This window comes from Solitalea longa (assembly GCF_002920915.1).
GTDB lineage: Bacteria > Bacteroidota > Bacteroidia > Sphingobacteriales > Sphingobacteriaceae > Solitalea > Solitalea longa.
Genome location: NZ_PQVF01000006.1, coordinates 133,121 through 149,963, shown reverse-complemented (window position 1 = coordinate 149,963; position 16,843 = coordinate 133,121). Strand labels below are relative to the sequence as shown.

Genomic DNA, 16,843 nt, shown 5'->3' with positions numbered 1-16,843 from the left:
ACAAAACTAATTCCGTTTGCACGAATTAATTAATATTATTTTAACTTTTAATTATACAAAGAAATCAAAATAGCTGAATACAACACCATATAACAAATATTTTAAGCAATACTTTTTTTACTCAATAATTGATGTATATTCACACCCTATTATGCATTTATTTATCATTAACTAATGAATAATAACATTACACGCGAAATTACACCGCTTACCCAGAGCGATTGTTTCACTATTTTTTCGAGAACAAAGAAAGAATTCGACTTCCCTTTACACTACCATGACGAGTACGAGCTTAACTTAATTTTAAATGCAAAAGGCGCCAAAAGAATTGTGGGCGACCATATAGATGTGATCAACGATGCAGAGCTGGTATTTGTAGGCCCGAATTTAACGCATGCCTGGTTTACTCATCAATGCACCAGTCAGGCTATTGTTGAGGTGACCATTCAGTTCCATAAAGACCTGTTTGACACTAAACTGATGAAGAGAAATCAACTCAGCCTGATCCGAAACATGTTTGAGCACTCGCAAAAGGGTATTTTATTTTCTGAAGAAACGATTGACCGCCTGAAAACACGCATTTTAACACTGAACCAAAAGAAAGGCTTCGACTCCGTACTGGAACTTTTGTCGATTTTGCACGATCTTTCTTCCTCACGGAACATGCGTACATTGTCTGATTCGAGTTTCAATAACGAACAGTTTAATTACAACAGTCGCCGTATTGAAAAGGTATTTGAGTATATGAATGTGAACTATGGCAAGCAAATTTCGTTAGCCGAAGTTTCAAAACTGGCCAATATGCCAGAGGTTTCGTTCAGTAGGTTTATAAAAAAACGTACAGGAAACACCTTTATTGACAGCTTAAATGAGATCCGATTGGGACACGCAACACGTATGCTGATCGACAGTACGCAAACCGTTGCCGAAATCGCTTATCGCTGCGGGTTCAACAATATCTCTAACTTCAACCGGATATTTAAAAAGAAGAAAAACTGCACCCCAAAAGAGTTCAGGGATAGTTATACAAGTGGTTCGAGGGTGTTTATCTAAGATTACTCGCAAAGGATTAAAAAAATAGAAAAAAGCACAGAAACGCAAGAGTATTAAAAATCAAAAGGAATATAGAGAGGTAAAGAAATCTTATTGTTATTTGCGTCTTCGTGACTTTGCGTGTCTACTTTTTATTAATCACTTTATAACGAATATGAGTTACCTCTGGAGAATTTATGGCTTCAATAATTTCAAAAGAATACTTATCAGTATCCAGATTTTCAAACAAACGAACACCTTTTCCTAACAGCAGCGGCACCTGGTGAATGATAAATTCCTCAACCAATCCCGCATTTAAGTACTGTTGAATAACCTTCGCTCCGCCCGAAATGCGAATATCCTTATCTCCCGCCACTGCTTTCGCTTTTTCAAGAGCGGCGTAAATTCCATCATTTTCAAAATAGAAGGTAGTACCGCCCTTTCGCACCCAAGGTTCGCGGGTTTCGTGGGTTAATACAAAAACCGGGCAATGAAAAGGAGCATCCTCCGGCCAATTGGCTTCACCTTCGATAAACATATTTTTACCTAAAATATTCGCCCCTATCCTATCGAATATCCCTTTAGCAATTTCGTTATCCTTACCGGTTTCACCGTCATTACCCCAACCCAAATGCTGGCGAAAAATCTGCTGCTTAAAAACCCATTCATGAATGGCCAAACCGCCCTCGCCCAAGGGCTTTTGTGGACCACCATTTAATCCGGCCATAAAGCCATCCAACGTAATTCCAACACTTACAAAAACTTTGCTCATAATAAAGGTTGATAATTAGGTTATGCTTTTTACGCTTCGAATTCGCTCAGCGTGACTATTCAATGATTCTATAATACATGACGATGCAGTCAGCCTGAGCGGAGTCGAAGGCCCGCACAGCCTAACGGCCAATGATAAAATCACATCACTCCTCCTCCTGCTGTCAGCCTGAGCGTAGTCGAAGGCTAGTGAGAAAACGCTTCGACTTTGCTCAGCGTGACACAAGCCAGAAGACACTTTGTACTTTTTTATAAATACTGCTTCAACCATTCTTTGGCTTCTTCCACATCCTGGAAGTTCTTCATCGGAATAGGTGGTTGCTTAAATTTAAACAAGATATTCATGATCAATTGAGTTAGCCCGGGTTTAGAAACCATGGCCATGGCAGTATAGATCTCCGGAAGCTTTTCGGTTGAAAACCTGCGGGTTTCTTTATCCGGCATAGGCGAATTAGCAAGGTAGATCAATAAGGGAACCGGTTTATTTCCTGTAATTTCTTTTACCAGTTTCACATTGCCACCAATATTGGCCACCGTTCGTTTTATACTTTTTGAAAGCGATACTAAAATTCCTTCATCCATCCAGTAAGTGGCGATTTCTCCTTCTATAATTTCTCTGTCGGTTGGTGGTTTAATTCCATTCGTCATTTGCTAATGTTGAAAATTTAAAGTGATAAATAGCTGTCATTGCTGCCCCAAGCATCAGGTTAGTTGAAGCATCATTATTTTTACTTAACCATACAATACCTTTATTCATACCAAAAGACCCTCCTCCAAAATATTGCACGGCGCCCAAAGATCGTCCATTTTCAAATAATTCATACCCTTTCGCCGGGAACATGCGTTTATCAGTACCGTTTTCATTAGAAGTTATAGCACGAACAATAATTTTGCGACTGCCGTTGGATAAAACTCCTTCGTTGAAATTAGGGGCTTTTAAGCCTTTACTGGCATTCATTAACAATAGCCAGCTTTCATCGGCATTACTTTTTAAACTGATCATAGCTGATAACCAATCGGTGCTTTCCAATAAAGCATAGTCACCTAATGAAAAGTGTTCATTTACCTGAATCTCCTGAAGCTCTTTGATCTTAGTTTTTGTACTAGCATTTACAAATGCCGTATCGGTTGTTTTATTGCCAAATACAAACGAAAACTTTTGATCGGAACTACTCTCTACTTTAGTACCCCAAAAATTAGTTTTTGAATTGATGGTTGTCCAGCCTTCCCTGCTTGAAATAAGCCCATAATTGCCAAACCGATATTTATACATTCTACCAATGCCCGCGACGCCCATTTTCAATTGCAATTGCTCTGAATTGGCAGCCAAACTATCACTGATAACAATGTGCTGCGAAAAAACCTGGAAGGATACATTAATTAAAATAAAACCAACAAGCACTGACTTCAACAGCACTCGTAATAAAGAACGGCTATAAGTAGACATGATCATTGTTTTTTAATCAATAATAATAATTTCCGGATAAATCACACTTGTGTTTGTTGGTGTATTTATGCAGGCAGATAGGTCAACATCACTACTCCACTTTTAAAGGTTTTTGTATCGATAAGTTTAAGATCGAGCTGATGCTTGATGTTATTAAAGATGGGCGTTCCCTTACCAATGGCCACCGGATCGATCATGATCTGATACTCATCGATCAGTCCTGCTTCTGCCAATTGCGTTACAATGCTTCCACTGCCCAAAACGGACAGGCTTTTAGCGGAGATTTGCTTAAGACTTTTCACTTCTTCAGCCAGGTCTCCGCCTAATATTTTTGTATTCTGCCAAGTCGCATTTTTAAGCGTTTTCGAGAATACGATTTTCTCGGCTTTATTCATGCCTTCGGCCACCACAGGGTCATTCTCCATAGCAAAAGGCGTTGGCCAGTAACTTGCCATCATCTGATAAGTAACACGGCCAAACAGCAAAACACTGTCGAACTGAAGCATATCACCGGCAAACTCATTCTCTTCTGAACCGTGCTTATGCCAGCTGATATCCTCGTTGGGCCCTTTATAAAAGCCATTTAACGTGATAAAATTAAATACATTGAGCTTTGCCATTTTTTGCCAGTTAGTAAGTCCATAGTCCACCGACGATAGTTCATAGACCATGGACCATGGTGATGATCGATTTATAAACCACAGGGATGCACAGAGTTTTAATTGACAGAGACGCTTCGACTCCGCTCAGCGTGACGATCGATGATAAGATTATGAGCCTTATTTATGTGGTCAGCCTGAGCCGAGTCGAAGGCTTGCGACAAAACGCTTCGACTCCGCGCAGCGAGACTTTTAGTACTTCTTAAATCTACAATCTACCATCCCTTGTACTTTGTACTTCTTCCTTTGTACTTCCCTTTGTACTTTCCTTAGTTTTCTTCGGTGTACTTCTTAAAGTTATCCAAAATTGCCTGCCAGCCGTTTTTTTGCAACTCCACCGGATTTTGAGTTTCAGCATCAAAAGTTTCGGTCACATGCGTTTCGTTACCGCTACCAGCAAACTTTACTTCCACCTGACGGCCATCGCCCAACGAATAAACAATCAGTTCATTTTCTTTTACATCGTCATAAACGCCCCCAAAATCAAAGCCCATACTTCCATCTTTAGCCTCCATACGTGCCAAAAACTGGCCGCCTATACGCACATCATTTTCGGCATATGGTGTATGCCAATCCTCAGATGCACTGTTCCATTTAGTGATGTGTTCAGGGCCCAACCAGTATTGCCAAACTTTTTCTACCGGAGCGTTTACAGTGGTTTCAACCGTTACTTTCGTTCTGTTTTCCATGTTATATTATTGATTTATTGTTATAGGATTAAATTGATAAAAAGGGATAGCGATCCTTTCCTAGGCTAAATTTACAATTCGGTTTAAAGTTTTTATACTATTATTCAGCTAACCTCACCATGCATTGTACGTCCTTGTCACTTAGGTAAAGTTCTACGCAATAGCCCTCTGGATCGATATTGGGATGCTGCAATAACTCTTGAAAAGTACGACCAATGCTTTCCAGGTCTTTCATGTAATCGTTGATCGTTTGGCTGATGTAATTACCCTTTTTAAGAGTCAACGTTTCGTAGCCCCATTCTTCAGCCTCACCTGTTTTTAGTTCTTCAGCAGCAGCACGATACACAATACCATGATTATTTTCGGGGCGAGAAATGCCAAAGTATTTCCGTTGAGTAGTAAATGAAATTTTTGAATGCAGGCTTTGGTGTGCTTCCAGCACTCCATCAGGAAATGACTTGGCTGTAACATACATTACCTTAATATCAGTATCGATTTTTACCGTTTCCATATTACCGTAGTTTTTGTAAGGCTAAAATAAGCAGATAAAGCAGATATAAAATGACACAAAACGACAGTTTCAGGGGGTGATTGCGAATGAAAATGTCGCAGTTCTAACACCTGGTCTATGCCTCAAGATATGAATTTACCGAAACCTTGATCATTTCTATTAGTTCAGCATCCATAAATTGGTAATCGTCAGGAATATCAAGAACAATAACCTCCTTTTGGTTAATTAGTTCAGGAAAAAACTGCTGCAAACGTTGCTTATGCTTTTTCTCCATCACAAAAATAAGATCCGCCCAGCGAATATGCTTTTCGGATACTTTTATACGCGCTCCATTTTCGGTTCCTGCCGATTGAGCATGATGATAAGGATGATTTTTAAAGACGGCCTCCGCTGTTGGGCTGCGCCATTGATTTTTACTGCAGATGAAAAGTAGGTTCAAATTTCAAAAATTATCGCCTTAAAATTAGTAAGCCTTTTCAGTTTTCCGCTGAAAACTGGCCCGTTTTTAAGGTAAATTATTTGAATCAGGAAGACCCTTAAGTTCCATGAGCTCATAATTTACTAAGCATCAAGCTTCTTTAATTAAATATTAAAATTTATTTGGATAATAAATCTGAACTTTTAGTTTTGCAGGCGCTAAGGGGAATTAGCTCAGCTGGCTAGAGTACTTGCCTGGCAGGCAAGGGGTCACCGGTTCGAATCCGGTATTCTCCACGATTAAAGCTTAGTTTAAGCCTATATTTGATGGTTGGTTAACCTCGGATATAGGCTTTTTCTTTATGATGTAGCTTCGTTTTCCTATAGTTCTACCGCTGCAATTCTAAAAATCAGCCATTCAATTATCACTAGCATTAAAAATCACGAACTCAAAAGAAGTTTATCAGTTCTTTCTGCGAACCGGGATAGGGAGCTGATTGAATTTATTGAGAAATTCAAAGTTTTGCTTTTAAACAGAACCAATAAGATCCTGGCTTGTTATAGCTCCTCTTTATTGAATCCTGCATTCCGGCAGTACAAAAAGCCTCCATCCCTCGTACCCTTTTAAGGACATTTTTATTATTGTAAAACCTTACAAATCATAGTTCTTCGTGATTTGTACATTGGAAAGAGATTTGATGTTGTTGATTTACACTTGGAATTTTTTACGGCAATAAAAATGAATGCTACAGGTATTCTAAATACTATATTACTTCTAATGACCCCTACTCTTTCGTCAGTCTTGAGCCATCACTAAAAATGCTTTACCATGGAAAAAATCAAGTTTGAGCCTGAACCGATGAACGGTTTTTATATCACACTCAAAAAAAGAGTACACACCTATTTTAAGGAGAATAATATCAGCAGGTACTCCAACATGGAAGTCATCACTAAGTCGATTTTGTTTGCTTCCCTGTTTATTGGCACTTATGTGCTGATACTTACAACGGCCATGCCAGTAGGGTTATTTTTATTAACCTGGTTTATGATGGGAGTATTTTTAATCCTGGCTGCTATGAGTTTGGTACACGATGCCGCACATGGTGTTTATTCCCCTAAGCCATGGGTTAATGAGGTATTATTAAGATTTGCCAATCTTGTAGGTGGCGATGGGTATATGTATAAATACAAGCATACCATCTCTCATCATCCCTATACTAATATCCACGGTATTGATATTGACCTGGAACAAAGTGGCATTGTAAAAGTTTCTCCTTTTACACCTTCAAAAAAGCCACACAGGTACCAATCGTTTTACATGAAAGCACTGTACCCCTTTTTTATTTTGTTCTGGGTGTTGCTTCGGGATTTCAAATATTATAAGAAGAAAAAAATCGGACTTGTAGATGCACACCATGCACCTATTCATTGGTTCGTGCTGATTTTTTCTAAACTTTTTTACCTGGGCTACATGTTAGTTATTCCGACATTGGTTTTAAATGTTTCCTTTTTCATCATTCTCGCTGGTTTTTTATGCATGCAGGTAGGCTCTGGCTTAATAGCTATGTTTGCCTTATTGGCCAATCACGTAGTAGAAGATTCTTTATTCATTACCCCAGGAGAAGATGGGATGATTGAATGCAGTTGGGGTGAGCACCAGTTACGCACCACTGATGATTATAGCCCCGACTCAAAATTACTTAGCTATCTTTTTAGTGGATTAAACCATCATGTGGCACATCATCTTTTTCCGAAATACAGTCATGTGCACTATCCTGCTATTACCAAAATTGTAAGAGCCACAGCTAAAGAGTTTGGATTAAGGTACCGCTACAACTCCTTAACCGGGGCCCTTACCTCGCATTTCAAACTTCTTAAACTACTAAGCAATGAGAAGAAGGTAGAACAAGTTACACTCAAAAAAACCACCCATGCAGAGTTTAATAACTGATTGGAAAGTAATGAGCTTGCTTATCTTTTTTATTGCTCTTGGCAGATACTTATTTCTCGCAGGCTCTGCTTATTTGATATGCTATAAATTAGGAATAAAGCTTTTACATCGGTATAAAATACAACCCAAATCACCAGCGGAAAAGCAGATAAAAAATGAATTATTGTTTTCATTGTCAACCATCAGCATTTTTTCCCTTGTAGGCATCATTGTTTACTTTCTTTACAGGAAGGAACGGACCACCATTTACCTTGATATAAATGAACATGGCTGGGTGTATTTTTTCTGCAGCCTGGTTATCATGATTCTACTACACGATATATATTTTTATTTAACCCACCGCTTGTTACATACACGTTGGCTGTTACGCAATGTTCATTCAGTGCATCATCGGTCTGTTAACCCCACTCCGTTAGCTGCTTATTGTTTCCATCCTGTTGAAGCAATTCTTCAATCGTTAATTGTATTTCCGTTTGTAACTATTTTGCCAATAAACCTGTTTGCTTTTTTATTGTTTACTTTTCTTGTTCTCCTGATGAATGTAATGGGACATCTTGGTTTTGAATTCATGTCGCAACGCTTCCGTAGCAGTAAAATTGGGATGTTTTTTACTTCTTCAACGCATCACAACCTGCATCATCAAAAAGTAAACGAAAATTATGGCTACTACTTTACTTGGTGTGACCAGTTGTTCAAAACAATACACAAGGATACTTTCAAGTAGAGTAATTTACATCAGTTCGAGTTTTTAAAAGGATAACAAGTTTAGGACAAAATTTATTTCATCCTCTTATAAAGTGTTTTTTTGAAAAAGTTTTTATCCCAACTATTATGTGGACAATGAATTTTAAGGGGTAAGACCTTATTATGAAAAAGTGCCTCAATTGTTCTAGCCAAATTTTGCACTTTAAGATAACGGTTGAAAAAGTGCTTAGCGGCTCTTAATGCTTTTATTCCATCTTCTTACCAACTAAAAAGCACGCGAAGACTAGGTACAAACCTTAATGGATGGATGTAGAATAACGAGGGCTATGGCACAATGGTCCTAAATACTTTCTCATACCAGTAAGCTTTTGGCTCCTGTTTCACGCTTATTCATCCTCTCTTAACCGCCAGCTTTCTAAAAACTGACCGAACTGCAGCACAGCTGTTCGTTCAGGATCGGTTACCGATGCCGCGGTTATATCCCATTCCCGTACTTCTGATACAGTTGCCAATTCACCTAAAAATAAGGCACTATTTTTAACATTATCTACCGAAACTTTAATATTATCGCCAACAAAAGCATGCTTATAAATAATCTGGTTATGCACAACCCGTAATTTAGGATAGGCTTCAACTATAGCAGTCAATTCGTAAAAACGATAATAAGCATGATCCTTTCCGGTGCCTGTTACCACAAAACGCTTATTCTGAAAATCATATTGCACAAGGCCAGGGTGCATATAAGGGGCCAATAATTTATCACCGAGATATATTTTTTCTCCTTGATGGGTTTGTATGCCGGTGTAAAGTGTTTCTATTTCAAGCATAAATGTTATGTTTTTAATCTTTAACCTGAGTTCGATTAATTATGGGTCTATAAAATGGACTGTGTCGGGTTGGTTAGCCCTCCTCTAAAAATCATTCTGAAACAAAATGGATAACCGGGAGTGGAAAAGGTAAATTAACTTAATCATCGCAAGGTCGGAAGTTAAGTTTTGCTTACTTTGCGCACCTGACGCTGAGTTGGCTAAAACACTTTCCTTTTAATTTATAATTTAAATTTATTTGAATATAATAGGTGAAAATATCACTATATAATTATTTATATGTATCGAGTGCTGCTAATATTATTATTTATTACGACCGGGTTTCGTGCCATCAGACAAGGGCTTTCTTTCTCCAGATGAAAAAATGATCGACTCTCTTATTAAAGTATCTTGCCGATAATAAAACAATTATGACTCTGGATGATGAAAGATCTGAGGGTTGTAAAAACTAACAGCAAAACTATATGTGCACAAAAAAAACCGTTGTTGTCATTTTAATCATTTCATTTTTCTGTTTTCAAGCCTGGGCGCAGGATCCCAAATTGGTACTACCAATAGGACATACCAGCGCTGTTCTGAAATCGAAAATAAGTCCAGATGGTAAAAAGGCCACTACAATATCAGAAGATAAAATAGTTATATGGGATATAGAAACAGGAATGTGTATTACAGAGCTCAAAAGCAGAAGTAAACACGTTGAGTCAGTTGTTTACAATAAACCAGGTAACAGGATCCTCGGTCGATCTGAAGTTGCAGGGGGAAGCAATTTTATCACTTTATGGAATGCACAAACAGGGGAGGTCATAAAAGAATTGACACACACCGCCCCTATTGAGTATGCCGAATTTAGTCCTAATGGGAATTTAATTGTTACTGCCTCCATGGACAAAACAGCCTGTACTTGGGATGCAGCAACTGGCGATCTGATTAAGAAATTTACCGGCCATCAAAGTATTTTATTTTCAGCCAGATTCAGTTCTGATGGAAGGAAAATAGTAACGGCTGGAGCGGATAAAGCAATAGTATGGGATGCTGAAACCGGAGCAGTTCTATCAGAGCTTGCAGATCACAGTGAAATGATAAATGATGCGGAATTTAGCAACGATAATTCAAAAGTTGTAACTGCTTCAAATGACAAAACTGCAAAAATCTGGGATGGAAACAGCGGGAAGTTGTTACATACATTTACTATGCCTGATCAGATAAGGAAGGGAATTTTTGCCCCCTTTGGCCAACGGCTAATAACAAGAAGTAATGAATATGATTGTCAATTAAAATTATGGGACGTCCAAACCGGTAAACTGATTAATGACCTCACAAAACAAAATGAAACAGCACGTGTTGTGATTTTTTCCAATAATGCAAAGATGATTGTAACCGGATCCGAAAATGGAACCGTAAAAATTTGGAAATCGGAAAGTGGCGAATTGATAAGAGCCTTAAAAGGACATTATGGCGCAATTAGTGATGCCATATTTAACTTTGATGATACTAAATTGATTACGACAGATTGGTATGGGATGGCCAACATCTGGGACGCACAAACTGGAACTCTTATTTTTTCTGTGCAAGGTTCACGCAATGGCTTTACTGATATTGAATATAGTCCGGATCATAAAAAGATTGTCCTTTCTTCATCCGACAATACTGCACAGATATGGGATATCGAAAAGAAAGCTTTAGTGGCTACTTTGAAAGGATTTACAATTCCTGTTCGAAAAATTGAAGTTGTTACGGTTGCCAATAAAATCGTTACGAAAACAGCTAATATCCTCGAAACAAGAATTTGGGATCCACTAAGAGGAGTTTTAGTCGCTAAGGAATTGTATAATCAGAACAATATAAAAGCTCTACATTATAGCACGTCCTTCAACAGTGCATTTAAACAGAAGTCGGATCATTCCATTGAAATTTGGGATATTAAATCTGGCATACTTAGGTCTGTACTTGACAAAAAACTTTCATCCTATATCATAAGGTGGGCGTTTTCCGCAGATGAGCAAAAGCTGGTTACCAGTGATATCGACAATACTATCCGCCTGTGGAATATCAATAACGGGACTTTGATAAAAGAGTTTAAGTCCGTCAATAAGGAAACTATTAATGACCTCCTTATGACAGCGGATAATAAGTATATAATATCAGTTGATAACGATAATATGGCTATGATTAGGGAAACTGAATCTGGCAGGTTGATATTAGCAAAAAAACTGCACGAAAAACCCATTAACAACATTAAACTTGTCGAAAACAACAATTGGATGATTTCAACAAGTAGCGATCATTCAGCCAAGATTTTGGAGATAGGATCGGGAAGGATTATTATGAACATAACAGGGCATAAGGGTACAATTAGAGATTTTATGATTAGCCCTGACAATAAGAAATTGCTTACTGGTTCATATAATGACAACGTAGTAAAATTATGGGATATCGAACGTGCAAAGCTGATTGCTAATTTAATCGTAAGTAAAAATGAACTATGGTCTTTAAGTGTAACTCCGGATTGGAAATATATAGTAACGACGGCCATGTTTGATGATGATATAAAGATTTGGAGTGCTGAAAATGGGCAGCTACTTCGCGTACTGAGTGGTCATGAACGTAGGACATTGCAAGTTAAATTCAGTTCTGACAGTAGAATATTGATAAGCCGTGGCGGAGATAGGTCTGTTAGATTGTGGGAAATTAATACAGGAAATTTGATTCATTCAATGAGTGCAGAAGAAAATACTACTGACTTTGATTACAGCCCCGATTTAAAACAGGTCGCTATTGCGGATATTAAAGGGAATGTTACAATTTGGGATACTGAAAGTGGTATCCAGATCAAAAGTATAAGGGCTCATGAAAACTCATATATACCTTGTGTAAAATTTGGTTCAAATAAAAACAGTATCCTTACCACTGCATCAGACAATACAATTAAGGTGTGGAATAGTGTTAATGGCAAACTAATCAATACTTTTTTTCAGGTAGGAGAAACTGGTTTTTTTAACCAGATACAGGGTGGGTATTATCAATGTTCGCCTGATGCAGCAAAGCTACTTCACTACGTCACAAAAGAATTAAAAGTCATTACTTTCGAACAACTAGATGTTAAATACAACCGCCCGGATAAAGTTTTGGAAGCCATCGGCAGTACCGATACTGCATTGATAAGATCATATCGTAAAGCTTATGAAAAAAGAATAAAGAAACTGAGTATTGATACAACCGCATTCCGTTCCGGCTACAGTGTGCCCGAAGCCGACTTTACCAATCGTGACGGCATTGAATTCGAACAGATGTCCGGGAAACTCTCGCTCCAAATAAGAGGAAGGGACAGCACTTACAAACTGGATCGCTTCAATATCTGGGTCAACGAAACGCCTATCTTCGGACAAAGAGGCATCAGCATCCGCAAAAGAAACGCCAACAGTCTTGATACGACTATTACAATAAAACTATCGCAGGGAGAAAACAGAATTGAGACTTCCATCACCAATGTGAACGGAACGGAAAGCTACCGCATGCCATTGTTTGTAAACTACAGCCCTGCCGTCAAGGAAAAAGAAACCACACGCTTTATCGGCATCGGCATTGATCAATTTGCCGACAGCAAATACAATCTTCGATATAGCGCCAAAGACATTCGCGATCTGTCGGTGAAACTCAAGGAAAAATATGGTGAAGCAATTACGATTGATACACTGTTCAACAACAATGTAACCGTCAGCAATGTAAAAGCACTGAAACAAAAGCTTCAACAAACTACAGTGAACGACAAAGTAATTATTGCTTATTCGGGTCACGGCATGCTGAGCAAGGACTACGACTATTACCTTTCCACCTACAATGTCAATTTTGAGAATCCAGAACAAAACGGCCTGCCTTATGATGAACTGGAAAACTTGCTCGATGGCATTCCTGCGCGAAAAAAGCTGATGTTGATCGATGCCTGCCACAGCGGCGAAGTAGACAAGGATGACCTGGTCAGGCTCAATGGTACTTCAGATACATTGATCAAAGGCATGAAGCCGATAGCCTATAAAAAAGAAGGCCAACTCGGATTGAAAAACAGTTTTGAGCTGATGCAAAGTCTCTTTGTGAATGTAGGCAAAAGCACCGGTGCCACTATTATTTCGGCTGCAGCTGGAACCCAGTTTGCATTGGAAAGAAATGACCTGAAGAATGGGGTGTTCACTTATTCCATTCTGGAAGCAATGAAAACACATCCCTCCATGAAAATAGGCGAGCTGAAAACGATTGTTGGTAAACGCGTGGAAGAGTTGACAAAGGGTTTGCAAAAGCCAACATCAAGAAATGAAACGATCGCGGTGGATTGGAATGTGTGGTAAAGGTTTTCCCCGCACGAATAATTTATAGGTAGCTTTTAGAAATTCGCTGTATGTATTTCGTAAAAACGTGTTTAATTTTTATTTTATCAATATTGTCAATGTCATCTCTTGCGCAGCAACCGAAACTGATGCTGCCAATCGGACACCCACAGGGTATTACAGATATACTTGTGAGTGAGGATGGGAAATACCTCGTCTCCGAATCATTCAACGACATTCACACAAAGATTTGGGATACACGAACAGGTAAACTGCTGCATGACATTAATATTGTTGACGGATCTTTATTTGTAAAGCTCAGCCCTTCCGGAAAGCATTTGTTTATTTCCGGAAGAGATTCAAGTTTTATTTTCAACGTTTGTACCGGAAATTTTGACCTTGCAATGAAGCAAGTTTTTAACGGAGTATCCTATTCTGCCAACGGAGATTTCCTGCTGACCAACAAAGATACCAGCCTGCAAATCTGGAACCCGGAAAAGGGGCAACTCCTACATACTTATTTTTCAAAAGACACCATTGCTTCTGCAAGCTACATCAATCATGACCGCAATATATTGGTGGAGAAAAAAAGCCGGGGCCAATCATCTTATTACGTTCTTGATTCAACATTGCACTTGATCCGGCAACTGAATTTTCCTGTGCAGGTACCGGGTTATTTTTCGGAATTCCGAGACTGTTTATATGTAACCCAGTTTGATGGGCAGCATGCTTATATCCGCCAGCTAGATTACGACAGCCTGAAAATAAGAACTACATGCATGATCGACAGTATTGGCAGTAAACCTTCTAAATTCAGTTTTTCGAAGTTTGACGGGAACCTGCTCGTCGGAATGGAAGATAGTTCCCTGCATCTTTTTAACATAAACGATGGATTGATTTATTCGTTTAATAAGTTTAAATATGGGTTCGACAATGTAAGTTTTGTCGATTCAGGGCGACATTTTGTTATGAGCGATGATTACTGGGCAGTATACTTTGATACAAAAGAAGGCAATGTTGTACAACAAATTGACTATTTCGCTGAAAGCAGGAATCTCAAAAATGTGGAAGCACCCATTATAGTAAATAATCAATTAAAAAAGTTTTATTTCGTCCTTCAAGACAACGTTATACGGGAATATAAGATTCAGGGTGACACCAGTATGCTTTCCCAGTTATTTAGGGGGGAAACTGAAGGTATTGATGCGACTGCTTTCAGCAAGGAACTTATTTTTTTGGGGGACGGCAATGGGTATATAAAGTTCATGGATATCGGCAAAGCAGAAGTGACAGCAAGCTATGATGCACATCCTGACTATCTGAGCGACTTGTCCTACTCTTCCCACAGCCATTTGATTCTGTCTACATCCATTGATTCTACTCTTAAATTATGGGATCCCGCCACAAGAAAGGAGATGAAAAAGATTGTCCGAAATTACCCCATTTTAACCGCGGATGTTAACGATCAATTGCAACGGGCCGTTATTGTTTCCAGTGATTTAATAATAACCCGTAACGATAAAGCAAATACTGTTATTGAAGTATTTGACCTAATGAGCAACAAAACGATAAACTCGATTAAAAGCAATGAACGGATCGTTTCCGGCCGCTTCAGCAACGATGGTAAATTTATTTTTTACTGTAACCAATCTGACAGCACGACTGTAATTTGTGATATAACCTTGCGGCCTCTCCGTAAAATAAAATCTGCTGGTTGGGAATTTGATGCAAGGCAATCACAAAACGGAAAATACATTGAGGTGTTGACAGATATTTCTGTGGAATTATATGATTACAATACGGGAAAACTCTACAGGACATTTGCAATTGACAACCGCTGGGGTTATCATCGTTTTTCAATTGATAAAAGCGGGACACTGCTCGCTGCAGGATCGGGGCGTGGAGGGCTTTTGATGTGGGACCTTGAATCAGGCCGTTTATTATTTACGGCCAAGGCACATGCTTCGGGAGTAGTACCTTGTTTTATTGACAGTTCCAGGCTTATAACATCTTCAGAAGATGGGACCATTAAGTATTGGAAATATGATCGGCAAAATCTTTACCCTGTTTCGCAAACCGTTCCTTTCAAATTCAATGAATATATCACTACTATCCCTTCAGGTTATTACAAGGGGTCTCGGAATGCCTCCAGGCAATTGCATTATGTAACCAGTGATTCAAGGATTATTAGCTTTGAACAGCTCGATGTAAAATACAACCGCCCCGATAAAGTACTCGAAGCTATTGGTAATACAGATACAGTCTTAATAAAGTCGTATCGGAAAGCTTACGAAAAAAGAATTAAGAAATTGAGAATCGATACAACGGCCTTTCGTGATGGTTATAGCGTGCCCGAGGCAGATTTTGTAAGCAGGGATAATATTGAGTACGAACAGAAGAATGAAAAACTTAAACTTCGCTTCAAAGGAGCAGACAGCACTTGTTTATTGGATCGCTTTAATGTGTGGGTGAATGAAGTGCCGGTGTTTGGTTTGAGAGGCTTTAATATTAAAAAAAGCAAAAGCAACAATATCGACACAACGATCACTATTACATTATCACAAGGCGAAAACAGAATTGAAACATCCATTACCAATATAAACGGTATTGAAAGTTATCGCATGCCATTGTTTGTAAACTATAGCCCTGCCGTCAAGGAAAAAGAAATCACACGCTTTATCGGCATCGGCATTGATCAATTTGCCGACAGCAAATACAATCTTCGATATAGCGCCAAAGATATTCGCGATCTGTCGGTGAAACTCAAGCAAAAATATGGTGAAGCGATTACGATTGATACACTGTTCAATAGCAATGTAACCGTTAGCAATGTTAAAGCACTAAAACAAAAGCTGCAACAAACTACAGTGAACGACAAAGTAATTATTGCTTATTCCGGGCACGGATTGTTGAGCAAGGACTATGACTATTACCTTTCCACCTACAATGTTAATTTTGAGAATCCCGAACAAAAAGGCCTCCCTTATGATGAACTGGAAAGCCTGCTGGACAGTATACCTGCCCGAAAAAAACTAATGCTGATTGATGCCTGTCATAGTGGTGAAGTAGATAAAGAGGAACTTACTCAGATGCAAAAAATGGTAGCGGACAATAGTATCGGAACCAAGGGATCTATTTTGTTTACTGACAGTTCCAAAAAACGTGTAGGTATTAAAAACAGCTTTGAGTTAATGCAGGAGCTTTTTGTAAATGTAGGTAAGAGCACTGGAGCTACGGTTATTTCAGCAGCGGCAGGTACCCAATTTGCTCTAGAGCGTGGTGATCTGAAAAACGGAGTATTTACCTACAGTCTAATCGAAGCCATGAATAAATACCCACAGTTAAAAGTTAGTGAATTGAAACGTATTGTTGGTGCAAGAGTGGAAGAGTTAACCAATGGATTACAAAAGCCAACCAGCAGGAACGAGGTCATTGCAGTTGATTGGGAGGTCTGGTAAAAACAAGTATGGCTTAGATAGGGTATGTTAAGCTGCTAGAATACTGCAAAAAGAAAA

13 protein-coding genes and 1 tRNA gene are annotated in these 16,843 nt (G+C 38.8%); 6 read left to right on the top strand and 8 right to left on the bottom strand.

Going from position 1 to position 16,843, the window contains the following annotated elements; all coding sequences use genetic code 11:
• Nucleotides 1-174: 174 nt before the first annotated feature.
• The gene (locus tag C3K47_RS09740; RefSeq protein ID WP_103788945.1) at nt 175-1,053 is read left to right on the top strand and encodes an AraC family transcriptional regulator; all 879 of its coding nucleotides are present in this window, start codon (nt 175-177) and stop codon (nt 1,051-1,053) included.
• 124 nt (nt 1,054-1,177) lie between these two features.
• Here C3K47_RS09740 and C3K47_RS09735 read toward each other — a convergent pair whose 3' ends face one another.
• The 7 genes from C3K47_RS09735 to C3K47_RS09705 all read right to left on the bottom strand — a co-directional run bounded on the left by C3K47_RS09735 (nt 1,178) and on the right by C3K47_RS09705 (nt 5,548).
• The gene (locus tag C3K47_RS09735) at nt 1,178-1,804 is read right to left on the bottom strand and encodes a dihydrofolate reductase family protein (RefSeq protein ID WP_103788944.1); all 627 of its coding nucleotides are present in this window, start codon (nt 1,802-1,804) and stop codon (nt 1,178-1,180) included.
• A 248-nt stretch (nt 1,805-2,052) separates the two neighbouring features.
• Nucleotides 2,053-2,451 (bottom strand): STAS/SEC14 domain-containing protein, encoded by a 399-nt coding sequence (locus C3K47_RS09730; RefSeq protein WP_165784668.1) that lies wholly within the window; start codon nt 2,449-2,451, stop codon nt 2,053-2,055.
• The gene (locus C3K47_RS09725) at nt 2,435-3,250 is read right to left on the bottom strand and encodes a hypothetical protein (RefSeq protein WP_133159362.1); all 816 of its coding nucleotides are present in this window, start codon (nt 3,248-3,250) and stop codon (nt 2,435-2,437) included. Before C3K47_RS09725 ends, C3K47_RS09730 begins: the two co-directional genes overlap by 17 nt.
• A 65-nt stretch (nt 3,251-3,315) precedes the next feature.
• Nucleotides 3,316-3,870: a dihydrofolate reductase family protein gene (locus tag C3K47_RS09720; protein WP_103789097.1), complete on the bottom strand. Its 555-nt coding sequence runs from the start codon at nt 3,868-3,870 to the stop codon at nt 3,316-3,318.
• A gap of 308 nt (nt 3,871-4,178) precedes the next feature.
• Entirely contained in the window at nt 4,179-4,598 is a 420-nt protein-coding gene (locus tag C3K47_RS09715; protein WP_103788942.1) for an SRPBCC family protein, read from the bottom strand.
• A 100-nt stretch (nt 4,599-4,698) separates the two neighbouring features.
• Nucleotides 4,699-5,109 carry a transcriptional regulator gene (locus C3K47_RS09710; RefSeq protein ID WP_103788941.1) on the bottom strand — a complete coding sequence of 137 codons (411 nt, stop codon included), beginning with the start codon at nt 5,107-5,109 and terminating at the stop codon, nt 4,699-4,701.
• Nucleotides 5,110-5,224: 115 nt separating this feature from the next.
• Nucleotides 5,225-5,548 carry a low molecular weight protein tyrosine phosphatase family protein gene (locus tag C3K47_RS09705; RefSeq protein ID WP_103788940.1) on the bottom strand — a complete coding sequence of 108 codons (324 nt, stop codon included), beginning with the start codon at nt 5,546-5,548 and terminating at the stop codon, nt 5,225-5,227.
• 201 nt (nt 5,549-5,749) lie between these two features.
• Between C3K47_RS09705 and C3K47_RS09700 the strand changes: the two genes are divergently transcribed.
• The 3 genes from C3K47_RS09700 (at nt 5,750) to C3K47_RS09690 (ending at nt 8,201) form a co-directional block, all read left to right on the top strand.
• Nucleotides 5,750-5,823: transfer RNA gene (locus tag C3K47_RS09700), tRNA-Ala, on the top strand.
• Between the two features lie 532 nt (nt 5,824-6,355).
• The gene (locus C3K47_RS09695) at nt 6,356-7,477 is read left to right on the top strand and encodes a fatty acid desaturase family protein (RefSeq protein ID WP_103788939.1); all 1,122 of its coding nucleotides are present in this window, start codon (nt 6,356-6,358) and stop codon (nt 7,475-7,477) included.
• Nucleotides 7,458-8,201, top strand: a complete 744-nt coding sequence (locus C3K47_RS09690) for a sterol desaturase family protein (protein WP_103788938.1) — start codon at nt 7,458-7,460, stop codon at nt 8,199-8,201. Before C3K47_RS09695 ends, C3K47_RS09690 begins: the two co-directional genes overlap by 20 nt.
• Before the next feature lie 367 nt (nt 8,202-8,568).
• On the opposite strand, the gene C3K47_RS09685 is transcribed toward C3K47_RS09690, so the two are convergent.
• Nucleotides 8,569-9,009, bottom strand: a complete 441-nt coding sequence (locus tag C3K47_RS09685; protein ID WP_103788937.1) for a hypothetical protein — start codon at nt 9,007-9,009, stop codon at nt 8,569-8,571.
• Between the two features lie 464 nt (nt 9,010-9,473).
• Here C3K47_RS09685 and C3K47_RS09680 point away from each other — a divergent pair, with 464 nt between their 5' ends.
• Nucleotides 9,474-13,349 (top strand): beta-propeller domain-containing protein, encoded by a 3,876-nt coding sequence (locus tag C3K47_RS09680; RefSeq protein ID WP_103788936.1) that lies wholly within the window; start codon nt 9,474-9,476, stop codon nt 13,347-13,349.
• Between the two features lie 98 nt (nt 13,350-13,447).
• Nucleotides 13,448-16,786 (top strand): caspase family protein, encoded by a 3,339-nt coding sequence (locus C3K47_RS09675; RefSeq protein WP_165784667.1) that lies wholly within the window; start codon nt 13,448-13,450, stop codon nt 16,784-16,786.
• Nucleotides 16,787-16,843 lie beyond the last annotated feature (57 nt).